The 15,092-nt window shown below is 67.1% G+C and carries 18 protein-coding genes; 8 read left to right on the plus strand and 10 right to left on the minus strand.

Annotated elements, in window-relative coordinates; translation table 11 throughout:
* Nucleotides 1–9: 9 nt before the first annotated feature.
* From AC6I6S_RS12640 to AC6I6S_RS12655, 4 genes are all read left to right on the plus strand, one after another.
* Nucleotides 10–1,107, plus strand: a complete 1,098-nt coding sequence (locus AC6I6S_RS12640) for a glycosyltransferase family protein (RefSeq protein WP_497950568.1) — start codon at nucleotides 10–12, stop codon at nucleotides 1,105–1,107.
* A 40-nt stretch (nucleotides 1,108–1,147) separates the two neighbouring features.
* The gene (locus AC6I6S_RS12645) at nucleotides 1,148–1,516 is read left to right on the plus strand and encodes an SHOCT domain-containing protein (RefSeq protein WP_497950569.1); all 369 of its coding nucleotides are present in this window, start codon (nucleotides 1,148–1,150) and stop codon (nucleotides 1,514–1,516) included.
* Nucleotides 1,517–1,577: 61 nt separating this feature from the next.
* Nucleotides 1,578–2,084, plus strand: a complete 507-nt coding sequence (locus AC6I6S_RS12650; protein WP_497950571.1) for a DUF7109 family protein — start codon at nucleotides 1,578–1,580, stop codon at nucleotides 2,082–2,084.
* The gene (locus AC6I6S_RS12655; protein ID WP_497950572.1) at nucleotides 2,081–2,668 is read left to right on the plus strand and encodes an NUDIX hydrolase; all 588 of its coding nucleotides are present in this window, start codon (nucleotides 2,081–2,083) and stop codon (nucleotides 2,666–2,668) included. Before AC6I6S_RS12650 ends, AC6I6S_RS12655 begins: the two co-directional genes overlap by 4 nt.
* A gap of 182 nt (nucleotides 2,669–2,850) precedes the next feature.
* On the opposite strand, the gene AC6I6S_RS12660 is transcribed toward AC6I6S_RS12655, so the two are convergent.
* From AC6I6S_RS12660 to AC6I6S_RS12670, 3 genes are all read right to left on the minus strand, one after another.
* Nucleotides 2,851–3,342 (minus strand): GNAT family N-acetyltransferase, encoded by a 492-nt coding sequence (locus AC6I6S_RS12660; RefSeq protein WP_497950573.1) that lies wholly within the window; start codon nucleotides 3,340–3,342, stop codon nucleotides 2,851–2,853.
* Between the two features lie 399 nt (nucleotides 3,343–3,741).
* Nucleotides 3,742–4,716 carry a nucleotidyltransferase family protein gene (locus AC6I6S_RS12665; protein WP_497950574.1) on the minus strand — a complete coding sequence of 325 codons (975 nt, stop codon included), beginning with the start codon at nucleotides 4,714–4,716 and terminating at the stop codon, nucleotides 3,742–3,744.
* Between the two features lie 81 nt (nucleotides 4,717–4,797).
* Complete coding sequence (locus AC6I6S_RS12670; protein ID WP_497950576.1) at nucleotides 4,798–5,349, minus strand: SprT family zinc-dependent metalloprotease; 552 nt, start codon at nucleotides 5,347–5,349, stop codon at nucleotides 4,798–4,800.
* 143 nt (nucleotides 5,350–5,492) lie between these two features.
* Between AC6I6S_RS12670 and AC6I6S_RS12675 the strand changes: the two genes are divergently transcribed.
* Complete coding sequence (locus AC6I6S_RS12675; RefSeq protein ID WP_497950577.1) at nucleotides 5,493–5,684, plus strand: DUF8106 domain-containing protein; 192 nt, start codon at nucleotides 5,493–5,495, stop codon at nucleotides 5,682–5,684.
* On the opposite strand, the gene AC6I6S_RS12680 is transcribed toward AC6I6S_RS12675, so the two are convergent.
* The 4 genes from AC6I6S_RS12680 to trpC are packed head-to-tail and all read right to left on the minus strand — an operon-like array spanning nucleotide 5,685 to nucleotide 9,424.
* The gene (locus AC6I6S_RS12680; protein WP_497950579.1) at nucleotides 5,685–6,479 is read right to left on the minus strand and encodes a 2-amino-3,7-dideoxy-D-threo-hept-6-ulosonate synthase; all 795 of its coding nucleotides are present in this window, start codon (nucleotides 6,477–6,479) and stop codon (nucleotides 5,685–5,687) included.
* Nucleotides 6,480–6,505: 26 nt separating this feature from the next.
* Nucleotides 6,506–7,408, minus strand: coding sequence for a tryptophan synthase subunit alpha (gene trpA / locus AC6I6S_RS12685; RefSeq protein ID WP_497950580.1), 903 nt, complete (start codon nucleotides 7,406–7,408; stop codon nucleotides 6,506–6,508).
* The gene (gene trpB, locus AC6I6S_RS12690; protein WP_497950582.1) at nucleotides 7,405–8,634 is read right to left on the minus strand and encodes a tryptophan synthase subunit beta; all 1,230 of its coding nucleotides are present in this window, start codon (nucleotides 8,632–8,634) and stop codon (nucleotides 7,405–7,407) included. The genes trpA and trpB overlap by 4 nt, the downstream gene beginning before the upstream one ends.
* On the minus strand, nucleotides 8,627–9,424 hold the full coding sequence (trpC, locus tag AC6I6S_RS12695; RefSeq protein WP_497950583.1) for an indole-3-glycerol phosphate synthase: 798 nt from the start codon (nucleotides 9,422–9,424) through the stop codon (nucleotides 8,627–8,629). The genes trpB and trpC overlap by 8 nt, the downstream gene beginning before the upstream one ends.
* 94 nt (nucleotides 9,425–9,518) lie before the next feature.
* Between trpC and AC6I6S_RS12700 the strand changes: the two genes are divergently transcribed.
* Nucleotides 9,519–9,986, plus strand: coding sequence for an MGMT family protein (locus AC6I6S_RS12700; RefSeq protein WP_497950585.1), 468 nt, complete (start codon nucleotides 9,519–9,521; stop codon nucleotides 9,984–9,986).
* On the opposite strand, the gene AC6I6S_RS12705 is transcribed toward AC6I6S_RS12700, so the two are convergent.
* Genes AC6I6S_RS12705 through lonB form a run of 3 tightly spaced genes read right to left on the minus strand, consistent with a single transcriptional unit; the run spans nucleotide 9,987 to nucleotide 13,563 of the window.
* Nucleotides 9,987–10,349, minus strand: coding sequence for a hypothetical protein (locus tag AC6I6S_RS12705; RefSeq protein ID WP_497950586.1), 363 nt, complete (start codon nucleotides 10,347–10,349; stop codon nucleotides 9,987–9,989).
* Between the two features lie 25 nt (nucleotides 10,350–10,374).
* Nucleotides 10,375–11,328, minus strand: coding sequence for a CPBP family intramembrane glutamic endopeptidase (locus AC6I6S_RS12710; protein WP_497950587.1), 954 nt, complete (start codon nucleotides 11,326–11,328; stop codon nucleotides 10,375–10,377).
* Nucleotides 11,329–13,563 (minus strand): ATP-dependent protease LonB, encoded by a 2,235-nt coding sequence (gene lonB / locus AC6I6S_RS12715; RefSeq protein ID WP_497950589.1) that lies wholly within the window; start codon nucleotides 13,561–13,563, stop codon nucleotides 11,329–11,331.
* Between the two features lie 165 nt (nucleotides 13,564–13,728).
* Here lonB and AC6I6S_RS12720 point away from each other — a divergent pair, with 165 nt between their 5' ends.
* The gene (locus AC6I6S_RS12720) at nucleotides 13,729–14,247 is read left to right on the plus strand and encodes a nicotinamide-nucleotide adenylyltransferase (protein WP_497950590.1); all 519 of its coding nucleotides are present in this window, start codon (nucleotides 13,729–13,731) and stop codon (nucleotides 14,245–14,247) included.
* 44 nt (nucleotides 14,248–14,291) lie between these two features.
* Nucleotides 14,292–15,089, plus strand: coding sequence for an SAM hydrolase/SAM-dependent halogenase family protein (locus tag AC6I6S_RS12725; protein WP_497950592.1), 798 nt, complete (start codon nucleotides 14,292–14,294; stop codon nucleotides 15,087–15,089).
* Nucleotides 15,090–15,092 lie beyond the last annotated feature (3 nt).

The following is a 15,092-nucleotide window of genomic DNA, read 5'->3' on the forward strand; positions in this document are numbered from 1 at the left end:
TACCCACCGATGGAGTACGTACAGGAGCGGATCACGACGCTCCACGACCTGGGTTCGGCAGGCCCGCCCGCCCGGTCCGCCGCCCTCAAGGAGACGGCCGTCGTCGTCCCGATGACCGCCCGCGAACACGGCAGCCCCGCCGCCGAACGGGTTCTCACGGAACTCGAGGCCGTCGACCCCGGCGCCGTCTTCGTTCCGGTCCGGGCGAGCGCCGAGCGCATCGGGCCGTTCCGGGCGTGGCTCGAGTCGTTCGACCTCTCGATCTGCGTGCTCTGGTGTACCGGCCCCGGCGTCGACGCCCTGTTGACCGAGGCCGGACTCGCGAACGGCTTCGGAAAGGGGCGAGACGTCTGGCTCGCGCTCGGGCCGGCGGCCGCCGACTTCGAGTACGTCGTCGTCCACGATGCCGACGCCCGCAGCTACGAAGGGGAACACGTCTCGCGGCTGCTCGCCCCGCTGACGATGAGCTTTGATTTCTCGAAGGGCTACTACGCCCGCGTCGAGAGCGGGCGGCTCTACGGCCGGCTCTGTCGGCTCCTCTACGAACCGCTGGTGCGAACGCTCGCGGATGCGCACGACGACCCGATCGTCGACTACCTCGGCGCGTTTCGCTACGCGCTGGCCGGCGAGTTCGCCGTTACCGCCGACCTCGCTCGCGAGCTTCGACCGCCGCGAGCGTGGGGCCTCGAGGTCGCCACGCTCGGTGACGCCTTCGCTCACGCCGGCTTCGCGGGCACCGCCCAGGTCGACCTCGGTCGCCACGAACACGACCACCGTGCAGTCGCCGGAGACAGTGGCCTCGAGGGGATGAGCCGCGAGGTCGCGGCGGCGCTCTTCCGGGTGCTCGAGTCCCGCGGCGTCGAGCCCGACTACGACCGCCTGCGGCGGCGATACCGTTCGACCGGCGAGCGCCTCATCGAGCAGTTCGCGGCCGACGCGACGTACAACGGCCTCGAGTACGACCTCGCGGCGGAACGCGACCAGCTCGACCGCTACGCCGGGGCGATCGCGCCTCCGGCAGACGATCGACGGCTGCCGCGGTGGACCGACGCCCCGTTCACCCCTGCTGACGTGCTCGCGGCCGCGACGCCCTGGCTCGAGGCGTAATCCCCCTACAGTTATTCCCGCCGGTCGCCTGTGTCCCGGTATGGGTGGCTCCGATGACGGCTACGATCTCACGGAGATCTTCATCGTCAAGTTCGTTCTTGCGGACATCGTGATCATCGCCGCGCTGCTCTTCGCCGGCCCGCTGTACGCCGTCGCGATCACCGCACTCCTGGTCTGTAGCGTCTTTCTCGTCTGGTATCTCACGCAACGGGTCGGTCCGGCGGAACCCGCTGGCGGCAGTCGGGCCGAGGATGTCGACCCCGTAACGACCCTCCAGGACCGCTACGCCGCGGGCGAACTCACGGAGGCGGAGTTCGAGGCGAAACTCGACGCGCTGCTCGACGCCGACGACCGGGCGGCGGAGGCGGGCGTCGAGACGAAGGATCTCTCCCTCGAGCGCTCGACGTAACCGCCCTGACCCGGTCCGTCGAGTACAAAGACTAATCCTCCCCGCGGTCGTTGCCACGGTCATGAACACGACCGCCGACGAACTCGCCGGCGTCGTCGATCTCTTCGGCGGATTGACCCGCGAGGAGCTGGAAACCGCACTCTCGGAGGCCGCCTTCCGTGCGGACGGCCAGGCCGTCGACGATGCGGCGGTCGACGAGGCGATCGAGGACGCCCTCGAGTCGTTCGCGCTCGTCCGGCACGAGCCGTCCGACGACGCCGTCTCCGATCCGCTGCTGGTCGCGGGGCCGACGGCGTTTCCGACCACGCCGGAACACGCGGAGGACGTTCCACACATCCTCGACGTCGAGCGGCGACGACTGGACCGTGAAGCGCTCGGCGACACCGCCAACGCTCGGTTCACCCAGGCTGTCGGCGAGGCGCTCGAGGCGGGCGATACCGCTCGCGCGGCGGAACTGCTCGACGTCAGCTACGACCTCGAGGCGTGGGCGCCCGTCGACCTCGCGGCCGAGCGGACCCGACTGGACGAGCGGCTGCAGGCGGACGACGACGCGCCGGAGGTCGAATGACGCGAATGAACCTCGAGGCGATCGCGGCACACGAGCCACGCGAGATCGACGACGAGGAACACGACGCCGCGGTCGTCGTGCCGCTGGTCGACCGCGACGGCGAGGACTACTTGCTCGTCACCAAGCGAGCGGACCACCTCGGCGAACACCCCGGCCAGATGAGCTTTCCAGGCGGCGGGGCGGAGCGACAGGACGAGACCATCCTCGACACCGCTCTCCGGGAGGCCTACGAGGAGATCGGCCTCGAGGGCGAGGAAGCCGAAATCGTCGGCCAACTCGACGATATCCGGACGGTCACCGAGTACGCGGTGACGCCGTTCGTCGCCCGGATTCCCGATCGGGAGTACGAACCCGACGAGCACGAGGTCGCCGAGATCGCGGTCCTGCCGGTTGCGGCGTTTCTCGATCCGAACAACTACGAGTACGACCGCCGCGACCACCCACACTACGGCGAGATCGTCATCCACTACTTCCACGTCGACGGCTACACGGTCTGGGGGGCGACCGGGCGTATTCTGGTTCAACTGCTCGAGTTGGGCACGACGTTCGAGGCGCCGGAGCGACTCGAGCGCTCGCAGTACTGATTCGACTCGTCGACCCGGACGTCCGTCCGCAGATGTGTGCCCCTTTCCGGACGGTTGCGATCTCCTTTCGGTCGGCGGCACTGTTTCCGACCGGGCCGTCCATCGTCCTCACGGTCTGCCGAAATGGATGCCCGCGAGGTTCTCACTGACCGGCCTTACGATCGGGACGCGTTCACACTGGCTCACGACCTGGCTTCCCTCTCGGGGACTTCCTTTGCGTACCGGACGATATCGTATCCCGTCTTTCGATCCTCCTCGTGCGCTGTCGCCTCGTAGTCGTGTTTCGCGTAGAGCGCCCGCGCGACGTCCAATCGTTCGTCGGTGGTGAAGACGATCCGCTCGTATCCCTCCTCTCGAGCGCGGGTTTCCAACTCGAGCAGGAACCGTTCGCCGTACCCCCGTCCCTGGTGGTCGGGGTCGACGCGCAGCCGTTCGAACGACACTGTCGTCCGGTCGACGCGCCGGTAGCCCCCGACGGCGACGATCGACCCGTCGACGAGACCGACCAGTAACTCGCTCCCGTCCGCTCGGTACGTCGCGCCGGGGCGGTCGATTTCGGGGGCGTCCGTCGCGTTCGCGACTTCCGAGGCACCGATCGCACGCTCGTGGACGTCCTGGACCGTGTCGTAGTCTGCCGGGCGATACTGGCGAATTTCGAGGGCGTCTATGGTCATTGGTGGATGTCGTGGTGGTCGTCCGCTGGTCCCCGGAGGGCCGCGATCAGGTGCGCGTAGCCGGGTTCGCCCCGACCGTTCGAAAGAACGGGAGCGATCTCGACGAACTCCGTCAGTACAGCAGCGAACTCGCGTTTTTCTTCGGTTTCGAATACGTGGCAAGGGAATAAAAGCACTCCCTGAAGCCCGTTTTTGTAATCCCACAGACGGATCTTCCTGAAACCGGCCCGACCCCTCGAGTGCGATCACCGGGGCGGGCGGTCGCGGCCCGGAACGCAGACCGTCCGGTACCTGTACGGGGGTCCCGGCGATTGACGCGTCGATCCTGACACCGGACTCGAGGCGTCCACGAGGACGAGCGGACCCGTGAGATAGCTGCGAGTCCTCGGGGGCCGACGCCTACTGGGATGGCCCGTTCGTGATCGTCGTATGGGCGCCGATCAGCGCCCCCGCGAGCGCCATCTCCTCGAGGTGCGTCCCCTCGTCGATGATCGAACGCCGGACCTCGGCGTTTCTGACCGTGGCGTTCGGGAAGATGACCGCGTGATCGAGGTGGGTGTTCTCGATGGTCGCGCCGGACATGACGTGGACGTTCTCGCCGATGGTGGCGTTCTCGATGGTCGCCGTCTCGTCGACGAGCGACTCGCCACCGAGGTGCCAGGCGACGGCCTCGAGGTAGCTCTCGGGGGTGCCGATGTCGAACCAGGCGCCCTCGAACGTGTAGGCGTGCGTCCGCTCGCGATTCTGGAGCCACTGGATGAACCAGCCGGGTTCGTCGGGGTTGTTCTCCTCCTCGAGGTACGTCGAGAGCAGCGACAGCGAGTCGCGCGGAAAGGCGTAGCAGGCGATCGAAACCAGCGTGCTCTTCGGGTCGTCGGGTTTCTCCTGGAAGTCGATCACCCGGTCGCCCTCGAGTTCGACCAGTCCGTAGGACTTGGCCTTCTCGCGCGAGCCGACGTCGTAGGCCGCGAGCGTCGGCGTCCCCGTCGACTCGAAGTAGTCGAGAAAGTCCGACACCGCGAAGCTGATCAGGTTGTCCCCGGCGATCACGAGCAGGTCGTCGTCGACGCCCTCTCGGTTGACCAGTTGGGCGAGCGCGCCGACGACGCCGAACTTGTCTTCCTCCTCGCTCGTGTCCTCGACCGAGAGCGTGGGCTTTTCGAACTCGCTGTCGGCGAGGTGGCTCTCGAAGTCGGCGGCGAAGCGCTCGTTGGTCGAGACGAACACCTCGTCGATCCGGTCGTCGGCCTCGAGTTCCGCGAAGATTCGGTCGATCACGGTCGACTCCCCGATAGGAAGGAACATCTTGGGCCGGTGTTTGGTAATCGGCCACATCCGGGTCGCGTATCCGCCAGCCAGAACGACGGCCTTCATACCTCGGCGTTCACCTGCGGTATGTAAGTCACTTGCCCTTTCAGCGGCGTCTCCGCCGGTGAGGACGGCGAACGATCCGGGTCACCACTCCGCGCCCAGCGCCGACTTCGCGCCGCCGTACTCCGAGGCGGTCCGCCAGACCCGCCCGCTCGAGACGTGCTCGACCTCGTAGTCGCGTCCGCACGAGCCACAGCGGTAGTTCTCGGGCGTCCGAACGGGTTTCGACGCCTGGTGGCGACGGCTCTCCCAGTCACAGCCCTCGCCGAGACACCGCAGCAGGTATCGGGGGTCGGTGAACGCCTCGCAGTGACGCGGGGCCTCGAGCCGACGCGCCTCCCGGCGAAACCGTTCGCCGTGGCCGGACTCCCCGTGGCGCTGGAACTCCCAGGCGTGGACGAGTTCGTGGCGGACGACTGCGGCGAACTCTGCCCAGTCGTAGGCCTCGTAGGCCCGCCGCGAGAGCACGATGGTCGCCGTTTCGCCGTCCCACCGACAGGCCCCCGCGCGGCGCTTCGCTCGCGCGGAGACGACCCACTCGAGGCGGTCCCGGTCGACGTCGATGTCGACCGTTCGAGCGTGGATTCGGGCGCGGGCGACGATCTCGTCGTCGATCGTCAGCGACTCGTCGGTCACGGGCTCGGGAACGGCGACGGGAAGTGAAGGTCTTGCGTTTTGACTCGAAAACCGGTCGGACCGCGTGGCTGTCATCCCGGAAAACATCCTGATTTATCGCCGCGAACAGGCTTTTTCTGCACTCGGCGAGTAGCGCGGATGCCATGACGCACCCCTCCTCGATTCCCGACCCAGACGCCAGAAAACGCGTGTTCTTCTGTCCCCGGTGCGGTCACGCCAGCCACGTCGACGGTGACTGGAACGTTCACGCCGAGGGCGGGCGGGACGTCTACACCTGTCCCGACTGCGAAGACGTCGTTACGACGCGTCCACGCCTCTCGCCTGACAGGGCCTGATCAGGCCTCGAGCGCCAGCCCCGCCTCCCGCAGCGCTTCTTCGACTTCGAGGTCGTCGTGGACGACCCCCGAGACGCCGCGCGTGATCGCCTCGGGTTCTTCGTGCTGGAAAATAGAGCGCCCCATCGAAACCCCCGCGCCGCCGGCGTCCATCACGCCGCGGACCATCTCGAGGGTCTCCCGATCCGTGCCTTTCGATCCACCGGCGATAACGACCGGCAGGCGGGTGGACTCGACGACGTGCTCGAAGCTCTCGGCGTCGCCGCTGTAGCCCGTTTTGACGACGTCGGCGCCCGCTTCCTCCGCGAACCTGACCGCGTGTCCGAGCGCCTCGGGGTCCGTGCTATCGACGCCCGGTCCGCGAGCGTAGGCCATCGCGAGCACGGGAATACCGAAGCGGCCCGCGTCCGCGGTGAGCGCCGCCAGGTCCTCGAGCTGTTTGGGCTCGTACTCGGAGCCGACGTTGATGTGCAGGGAGACGGCGTCGGCGCCGACGCGGATCGCCTCCTCGACGGTGGCGGTCATCCGTTTGTCGTTCTCGTCGGGGCCGATGGTCGTCGAGGCGTTGACGTGGACGACGTAGCCCGCACCGTTCTTGTTTGGGTGGACCCGGGGGGCGATCCCCTTCTGGGTGAGGACGGCGTCGGCGCCGCCGCGCGTTACCCCGTCGATCGTCGATTCGATGTCCTTGAGGCCCGTTACGGCCCCGAGTGTGATTCCGTGGTCCATCGGGACGATGAGGTATCGTCCGTCTGTGCCGATCCGCTCGAGTCGCGCGTCGATTCCGGTATTCATCGTGAGGGTGTGTAGCAAGCTTCCGACTAAGGCTGTTCTGGTTCCGGTACTTCTCTCTTCTCGCCACGAACGGCCCCGCGTTTGAGTTCGCGAGCCTTCGCCTCGAGGTCGTCAGCCGGCGTCTCGCTCGCCGCGATAATGTCCACCAGGGCGCTGCCGACGATGACGCCGTCGGCGCCGGCCTCGACGATCTCTGCGGCGTGGTCGCCCTCGCTGACGCCGAAGCCGACCGCCTTCGGAACGCCGGTGTCGTCGTACTCGCGGAGGCGCTCGAGGCTCTCGTGGGTCGCCGTCGAGACGTCGCCACGGGCGCCCGTGGTGCCGAGGCGAGCCTGGACGTACGCGAAGCCCGAGGCCTGCGACATGATCGTCTCCAGGCGCTCGCCCGCGGTCGTGGGCGCGACGATGAAGACGAGGTCGAGACCGTGCTCGTCGCAGGCCGTCCGAAGCGGCCCCGCTTCCTCCGCGGGGAGGTCCGGGACGATAATCCCCGAGAGTCCCGCGTCGGCGGCACGCTCGACGAACGGGCGGACGTCAGCGCCTGGTTCGGAACCGTGCTGCAGAATCATGTTGTAGTACGTCATCACCAGCAGCGGCGCCTCGACGTCGAGGGAGTCCACGAGGTCGAAAAAGCCCGCGGGCGTGGTGCCGGCCTCGAGCGCGCGGGTGATCGCCGCCTGGATCGTCGGCCCCTCGGCGATCGGCTCCGAGAAGGGAAGGCCGAGTTCGATCAGATCCGCCCCACCGCGGTCTACGGCCTCGACGTACTCCTTCGTCGCCTCGAGGGAGGGGTCGCCCGCGGTGACGTAGGCGATGAGCGCGGGGTGGTTCTCGCGGATGGCGCGCTCGATGTCACTCGCGGGTCGTGGTACTCCCCGCTCGTGGTCTCGAGGATCCCCTTCCTCCGGTCGTCGGTCCTCGCGGGTCACTGTTCGAACACCTCCACGTCCGGCGCGGCCTCGAGATCCCGCTTTTCGGTCTCCTCGAGCACCGTCTCCAGATCCTTATCTCCCCGCCCGGAGACGTTCACGACGACGAGGTCCCCCAGCTCCTCGTAACTCTCTTCTACGTAGGCGAGGGCGTGGGAGGACTCGAGGGCCGGAATGATCCCCTCGAGCCGGGAGAGCCGGTGAAAGGCGTTGAGCGCCGCGTCGTCGTCGACGCTCGTCGGCGTGACACGCCCGGAGTCGACCAGATACGAGAGCTCCGGCCCGACGCCGGCGTAATCCAGGCCGGCGCTCACGCTGTGGGATTCCATGATCTGCCCGTCCTCGCTCTGGAGGAGCTTGGTCATCGCACCGTGGAGGACGCCGTCGCTCCCGGTCGAAAGGGTCGCGGAGTTGGGCGCGACGCCCGCCTCGGCGTCGATCTCGAGGCTCGAGCCGCCGGCCTCGACGGCGTACAGCCCGACCGACTCATCGGGAACGAACGCGTGAAACGCCCCCATCGTGTTCGAGCCGCCGCCCGCGCAGGCGACGACGCTGTCGGGGAGTCGCCCCGCCTGCTCCTGAATCTGCTCGCGGGCCTCCTCGCCGATCACGGACTGGAACTCCCGGACCATCTCCGGAAACGGGTGCGGGCCGACCACGCTGCCGATCACGTAGTGGGTCGTCTCGACGCTTCCCGCCCAGTCGCGCATCGTCTCGTTGATCGCCTCCTTGAGCGTTCCGCGGCCCGCCTCGACCGGGTTCACGTCGGCGCCGTTCATCCGCATCCGGTAGACGTTCGGCCGCTGGCGGTTGACGTCGGTGCGGCCCATGTAGATTTCGCAGGGCATCTCGAGGTGAGCGGCGGCCATCGCCGTCGCGGTGCCGTGCTGGCCCGCGCCCGTCTCGGCGATGATCCGCTCTTTGCCCATGTACTTCGCGAGCAGCACCTGCCCGAGCGCGTTGTTCAGCTTGTGGGCGCCGCCGTGGACCAGATCCTCGCGCTTGAGGTAGATCTCCCGGTCGTAGCGCTCGCTCAGCCGATCCGCACGCTGGAGGGGCGTCGGTCGACCGCCGAACTCCCGCAGGCGCTCGCGGAACTCGTCCATAAACCCGTCCTCGTTCTCGAGGACGTAGCGCTCGTAGGCGTCTTCCAGTTCCTCGAGGGCGGGCATCACCGCCTCGGGAACGTACTGGCCGCCGTACCGGCCGAAACTCGCCTCACTCATCGTCGACCAGCCTCCGCGTGTTCTCGCGGACGTCCGCCGGGCTTGCAGCACCGTCGCCGCGGTCGTGACCCATGATCGCACTGCCGACGAGCAGGGCGTCAGCGCCGGCGTCGCGCATCCGCGAAACGTCTTCGGGAGCCGCGATTCCGCTCTCGGCGATCAGCGTGACGTCCTCCGGTACCGCGGGAGCCACCCGCTCGAACGTCTCGAGGTCGACCTCGAGACTCGTCAGGTTCCGGTTGTTCACCCCGATCACGTCCGCGCCGGCCTCGAGGGCGGCCGCGAGTTCGTCCTCGTCGTGAACCTCGACCAGCGGCTGAAAGCCGCGGTCGCGTGCGGCTTCGAGCAGGTCCTCGAGGTCGTCCGCCCCGTCGTCGGTCAGGAATCGCACGATCAGCAGGAGCAGGTCGGCTTCGACGACGTCCAGGTGCTCCTCCCGAAGGACGAAGTCCTTGCGGAGGACGGGGACGTCGACGGCCTCGCGGATCCGCCGCAGCGCCTCGGGTGAGCCGCCGAAGTGGGTCTGCTCCGTCAGCACCGAAATCGCGCTCGCGCCGCCGTCGACCATCGCCCGCGCGAGGGAGACGGGGTCGCCCTCGCGCGTTCCGTCGGTCGTCGGACTCGTCGGCTTTACTTCTGCGATCACCGGAACGCGGCCGTCGGCTTCCGCGTCGGCAACGGCATCGGTGAGCGACCGCGCGTCCACCGAGACGCGAGCGCCGCCGGTGCGCTCGGCTGCGGCCTCGAGAATGGAGCGGACCGCGGGGTCTATCTCCGTAGCAACTCTCATTGTTGTACACCAACGCACTAATCTGTACAAAAGGCTTGCGACGCGGGCGACCCGCTGGCGAATATTCAAGTCCGTACCGCGCTTTCGTCGCGGCATGGAGGACGTAACGGACGCGGGAATCTACGCGCGGGAGTCGCCGTATCTCGAATCGGTCGTCCAGATCGGCGTCGCGAGCGGTCGGGTGTTGAGCGTCTCGTTTCCGGAGGCGGCGGATCCGGATGCAGAGAACGGCCATCCAGTTCTCGAGCGGATCGACGAGTACCTCGAGGGCGTCACCGAAGTCGGGTTCGACGACGTCACGGTCGCGCTCACCGTTCCGACCGACCAGCGGCGGGTGCTCGAGCAGGTCCGAACGATTTCGTACGGTGAGGATACCGACGTACGGACCCTCGCGCGGATGGCCGGACTCGACCCCGAGAGCGACGAGGACCTCACGCTCGTTCGGACGGCGTTAGCGGAAAACCCCGCGCCGATCCTGATCCCCGACCACCGCGTTCGTGACGGCCCGAGCGCCGCACCGCCGGCGATCGAACAGAAACTGCGGTCGCTCGAGGAGTTGTAGCTACCGGTCGATCCAGACGGCGTAGATGTAGAGTACGATGCCGGCGATCACCGCGAGGGTGGCGACGACGTCGAACAGTTGCTCGGCGTTACCACTGAGAATCGTAACCACCCAGAGCAGTTGCGCGATCCCCCCGGAGATGAGACAGAGGCCCGCCGCGCCGATCGGTGCCAGCGTTCCGCGAGCCTGTGCGTATAGCGCACCGCCGATCGCGATAGCGATGACCCCGAACAGGAGGTACGCCGCCGTGAGCGCGAGTCCGCTCCCTGCCGTGTTTCCGTAGATGAGGAGGAAAAAGTAGAGTACGACTCCGGCGAGAATCGCCCTGTGCATCGACTGCGGAATCTCATTGATACCTGCCATGTGCCGACTGAAGCACCCTCGAGTCTTAGCTTCCGGTGGTTTCGCCCCACTTGAGGCCGACCCCCTCGTGGACGACGAACTCGAGGGCGTTGATCAGGTAGTGGGCGACGACGACGACCAGGAGGCTGCCGGTGTAGACGAACACGGCCGCGAGGACGAACCCGAGCGCGCCGGTGACGGCGATGCCGACCGGTCCCTGGACGCCGTGGCCGAGCGCGAACGCGACCGAGGAGAGCACCGCGAGCAGCCACGGGGAGAGATCGAAACCGACCGAAAGTGCACCGATCAGCGCCGCACGAAACAGCAACTCCTCGAAAAAAGCGATCAGCGGCAGCACGAGCAGGAGGAGGACGAGCCACCCTCCTTTCGAGTCGGGGGCCAGGAGCTCGCGTAACTCCTCGTCGTGGTCGAAGCCGAGTCGGGTCGCACCCGCCGAGCCGACCTCGTTGCACGCGTAGAGGACGAGGCCGGCGGCGGTGCCGAGGACGAGTCCCGTGAGGAGATACGGCTGCGAGAACTCGATTCCCAGCGCCGCCGCCGGCACCCCCGTGTACACCGCTGCGACGACCAGCACGACGGCGAACAGTCCCTGAGAGAGCGCGACGTTCGCCAGCATCATCCCCGTCGAGAGGTCGGTCTCGAGGCGTCGCTCGGTGGCGTCGTCGACCGACTGCGCCCCGAGGGCGCCGACACCCTCCTCGCGACTGGCCCCTGCTTCGTTCGAACCCCCTCGACTCGTGGTCGCTCCCTCGGCGCGTTCGGGATCTGTGATTTCGGTGTCCTCCGATTCGTCGGCCCGGTGGTCGGGCTCGGTGGAATCATCTCGAGGCGTCGTCTCGAGGCGGTCGGCTTCGCGGGAGGAGTCGGATCGAGCGAGGTCGTCGGTTCCGTCGAGTGCCGACTGGGTGAGATGAGAGAGTGCGAGTAAGAGCGCGAGGACGACGCCCGTGATCGCGGCGAACGTCGCCCACTGGGTCATCTACTGTGGGCTGGGGTTCGAACCGCCGGTGCCGACCTGGCCCTGCCCCTCGAAGGCGGAGCCGGTGATCGACTTCAGGCGGTCGAGCAGCGAGTCCTTCTCGGGTTCGCCGATGAGGGCGACCTCGAGCACCTCGCTGATGTTGTCACAGGGGATGATCTCGATCATCTCCTTGTACTCGTCTTCGATCATCACGTCCTGCTCGTTCGTCTTGGGGATGATGACCTTCGTACAGCCCGCCTTCGCGGCGGCCTCGATCTTGTGAGTCACCCCGCCGACGGGGAGGACGTCGCCGCGAACGGAGAGGGAGCCGGTCATGGCGACCGACTGATCGACCGGGATGTCCTCTAAGGCGCTGATGACGGCCGTCGCCACCGTGATGGAGGCGGAGTCGCCGTCGACGCCCTGCTGGCCCGCCTGGACGAACTGGATGTGAACGTCCTTCTCCGAGAGGTTCACGTCGGAGAACTTCTTGATGATCGCCGAGACGTTCTGCACCGACTCCTCGGCCATCTCCTTGAGCTGCCCCGTCGCGATAACCTGGCCCTGGCCCTGTGCCGGGGCGATTTCGGCCATCACGGGCAGCATGATACCGGAGTCCTCGCCCATGACCGCGAGGCCGTTGACCCGGCCCTCGACGCCGTCCTGGGTGACCTGCAGTTCGTAGTCCTTCCGGCGCTCGATGTAGTCGTCGGCGAGCTGTTGTTCGATCGACCGCGAGCGCTCCTTGGCCTGGAGGACGTCGTCGCGGGTCGTGAACTCCTGGTCCTCCGCGCGGGCGATGTCGCCGGCGACCCGGACGAGACCGCCGAGGTTGCGCAGTTCGAGCGTGAGGTGGTCCTTGCGGCCCGCCCGGCGCTGTGCCTCGAGGATGACCTCCTCGACGGCCTCCGCCGTGAAGTGGGGCAGGCGTCCGTCCTTCTCGACCTCCTGGGTGATGAACCGGGCGTACTTCCGGCGCATCTCGGGGGTGTCGTCGATGGTGTCGTCCATGTACACCTCGTAGCCGTAGCCCTTGATGCGGCTGCGGAGCGCGGGGTGCATGTTCTCCATCGCGTCCAGGTTCCCTGCGGCGATCATGATGAAGTCACAGGGGACGGGCTCGGTCTGGACCATCGCACCCGAGGAGCGCTCGGACTGGCCCGTGATGGCGAACTCGCCCTCCTGGATCGCGGTCATCAGCTTCTGCTGGGTGCGGACGTCGAGCGTGTTGATCTCGTCGACGAACAGCACGCCCTTGTTCGACTTGTGGATCGAACCCGGCTCGACGCGGTCGTGTGACGGCGTCTCCATCCCCCCGGACTGGAACGGGTCGTGGCGGACGTCGCCCAGCAGCGCGCCGGCGTGGGCGCCGGTCGCGTCCTCGAAGGGAGCGGTGCGCTGCTCGCCGTTGTTGACGATCATGTTCGGCACCATCGCGTCGGTGCCGCGGGAGGTATACCGGAAGATCAGCCAGACGATCCCCGCGGCGAGAATCCCGAGTAGAATGTTGGTCGTGAGGATGGCGTACCCGATGATGATCGCGATGATGATCCACATCAGGATCGAGCGCATCTGGTTGCGCTTTCGGGCCTCCTCCTTGTGGGCGTCGATGATCTGTTCGCCCTTGCCCGCCGGAACGGTACGAACCTTCGGCTCGTTACCGTCGTCGGGGTTGTGATAGACGAGAACGTCCTGGAGATCCTCCTTTGGCAGGAGCTGACTCATCGCCTTCGCGAGCATCGACTTCCCGGTCCCCGGCGAGCCGATCATCATCACGTGGCGGCGCTGTTTGGCCGCCTTGATGACGATATCGCGGGCCTCGTCCTGACCGATCACCTGATCGACCAGCCGGTCGGGCACCTCGATGTCTGCCGTCGAGTCGATCTGGAGGCCGCCCAGCAGGTCGTCCTCGGCGATCTCTTCGTCTATCTCTACTTCGGGGTCGACCTCGACCGTGCTGCCGAGATCGTCGACGGTTTCGATCTCGTCCTCGGCGTCGTCGTCTTCGGCTGCCTCGTCGACCTCTGCCTCGAGTCTGTCGAGCCGCTCGAGCGGATCGTCCCCGGACTCGGGCTCCGTGGGTGACTCGTCGCTATCGACGCCCGACTCGTCGAGTTGGTCGTCAACGTCGGTCCCGTCGCCGTCCTCCTCGAGCGGCGACCGGGAGTCTTCCGTCTGCTGTTCGGACTCCCCTTCGGGGGCGTCCGGGACAGCGTCCTCGGAAGTGTCGTCAACGTTCGTATCGTTACTCATAGAACTCTATTCAGTACCGGAACCGAAGGGATTGCGACTGATATACTTTCTCCCTTCGTAGTAGCGCCCTCGGCACGATAGCGTCCTCGAGGCGCCCGAAATCGGCGCTTCTGAGCATCGGAACAGCTCGCCAGTCTTAAGAGTCCCAGGCTCGAGCGTTCTGCCATGACGCGGGGGTTCTACATCGGACGCTTTCAGCCGTATCACAACGGCCACCACAACATGGTCGAACGCATCGCCGAAGACGTCGACGAACTCGTGCTCGGAATCGGGAGCGCCGGCGACTCGCACACGACGCGCAACCCGTTTACCGCCGGCGAGCGAATCATGATGATCACGAAGTCACTGGTCGACCACGACCTCGTGACCTACGCCGTTCCGATCGAGGACCTAGAGCGCAACTCGGTGTGGGTGAGCCACGTCCAGAGTATGAGCCCCGACTTCGACGTCGCCTACTCGAACAACCCCCTCGTGATCCAACTCTTTCGCGAGGCGGGCGTCGAGATCCGCCAGTCGCCGATGTTCAACCGCGAGGTGCTCGAGGGGACCGAAGTCCGCGAGCGGATGATCGAAAACGGCGACTGGGAGGCGCTCGTCCCCGACGCCGTCGTCGAGGTCGTCGAGGAAATCGACGGCATCGAGCGGATCCAGATGGTGAGCGATTCGGACACGAACGGGAAGTAGGTGCGGACGAATCGCCTTTATCGAATCGAACCGTACCGCCGGTCATGATCACGCTCTCCTCTGACTTCGGCACGCCGTACCCCGCCGCGATGAAAGGGGTGATCGCGGCGCGCACCGACGCTCGCCTGGTCGACGTCGCTCACGACTTTCCCCGCCAGGACGTCCGCGCGGCGGCGTTCTGGCTGCGCGAGGTGCTGCCGTACTTTCCACCGGCGACCCACCTCGTGGTCGTCGATCCGGGCGTGGGAACCGACAGACGGGCGCTCGCGGCTCGAGCGGGCGAGCACTGTCTCGTCGGTCCCGACAACGGGGTGTTGGTCCCCGCCGCGCGGCGCTTAGTTGCCCAGACCGCGACCGACGAGTCCGACTCGTGCGGCGCAATCGACCGGCACCTCGAGTGGTACGCAATCGACGACGCCGACGCGGCCAGTTCGACCTTTCACGGCCGGGACGTCTTCGCACCGGCGGCCGCGGCCGTCCACGACGCGGGTGCCGATGCCCTCGAGTCGCTTTCCGACCTCTCGCCGATCGGCGACCCGATCGATCTGACGCTGCCCGAGGCGGCGGTCGAGGCCGACCGCGCCGCCGGCGAGGTGCTCGTCGTCGACGACTTCGGCAACGCGATCACGAACGTCCCGGGGGCGTGGCTCGAGGACCGGACCGCCGTAGTCGCCAACGGCGAGCGGGTTCCGTCGGTGGAGACGTTCGCGTCGGTCGCCCCAGGCGAGCGCCTGGCGACCGTCGGCAGCCACGGCTACGTCGAACTCGACGTCAACCGGGAGCGGGGCGACCGCGCATTCGGTCTCGAGGCGGGTGACGAGGTCGTCCTCGAGTCGTCCTGATGC

This window comes from Natrononativus sp. DTA114, from assembly GCF_059736515.1.

Excerpts from the sequence above, each read along its gene's own strand:
- AC6I6S_RS12640 (WP_497950568.1), top strand. The coding sequence starts at position 10 with ATGGAGTACGTACAGGAGCGGATCACGACGCTCCACGACCTGGGTTCG.
- AC6I6S_RS12705 (WP_497950586.1), bottom strand. The coding sequence starts at position 10,349 with ATGGCAGGTATCAATGAGATTCCGCAGTCGATGCACAGGGCGATTCTC.
- trpB (WP_497950582.1), bottom strand. The coding sequence starts at position 8,634 with ATGAGTGAGGCGAGTTTCGGCCGGTACGGCGGCCAGTACGTTCCCGAG.
- AC6I6S_RS12700 (WP_497950585.1), top strand. The coding sequence starts at position 9,519 with ATGGAGGACGTAACGGACGCGGGAATCTACGCGCGGGAGTCGCCGTAT.
- AC6I6S_RS12655 (WP_497950572.1), top strand. The coding sequence starts at position 2,081 with ATGACGCGAATGAACCTCGAGGCGATCGCGGCACACGAGCCACGCGAG.
- AC6I6S_RS12680 (WP_497950579.1), bottom strand. The coding sequence starts at position 6,479 with ATGAATACCGGAATCGACGCGCGACTCGAGCGGATCGGCACAGACGGA.
- lonB (WP_497950589.1), bottom strand. The coding sequence starts at position 13,563 with ATGAGTAACGATACGAACGTTGACGACACTTCCGAGGACGCTGTCCCG.
- AC6I6S_RS12665 (WP_497950574.1), bottom strand. The coding sequence starts at position 4,716 with ATGAAGGCCGTCGTTCTGGCTGGCGGATACGCGACCCGGATGTGGCCG.
- AC6I6S_RS12675 (WP_497950577.1), top strand. The coding sequence starts at position 5,493 with ATGACGCACCCCTCCTCGATTCCCGACCCAGACGCCAGAAAACGCGTG.
- AC6I6S_RS12725 (WP_497950592.1), top strand. The coding sequence starts at position 14,292 with ATGATCACGCTCTCCTCTGACTTCGGCACGCCGTACCCCGCCGCGATG.
- AC6I6S_RS12660 (WP_497950573.1), bottom strand. The coding sequence starts at position 3,342 with ATGACCATAGACGCCCTCGAAATTCGCCAGTATCGCCCGGCAGACTAC.
- AC6I6S_RS12650 (WP_497950571.1), top strand. The coding sequence starts at position 1,578 with ATGAACACGACCGCCGACGAACTCGCCGGCGTCGTCGATCTCTTCGGC.
- trpC (WP_497950583.1), bottom strand. The coding sequence starts at position 9,424 with ATGAGAGTTGCTACGGAGATAGACCCCGCGGTCCGCTCCATTCTCGAG.
- AC6I6S_RS12720 (WP_497950590.1), top strand. The coding sequence starts at position 13,729 with ATGACGCGGGGGTTCTACATCGGACGCTTTCAGCCGTATCACAACGGC.
- AC6I6S_RS12645 (WP_497950569.1), top strand. The coding sequence starts at position 1,148 with ATGGGTGGCTCCGATGACGGCTACGATCTCACGGAGATCTTCATCGTC.
- AC6I6S_RS12710 (WP_497950587.1), bottom strand. The coding sequence starts at position 11,328 with ATGACCCAGTGGGCGACGTTCGCCGCGATCACGGGCGTCGTCCTCGCG.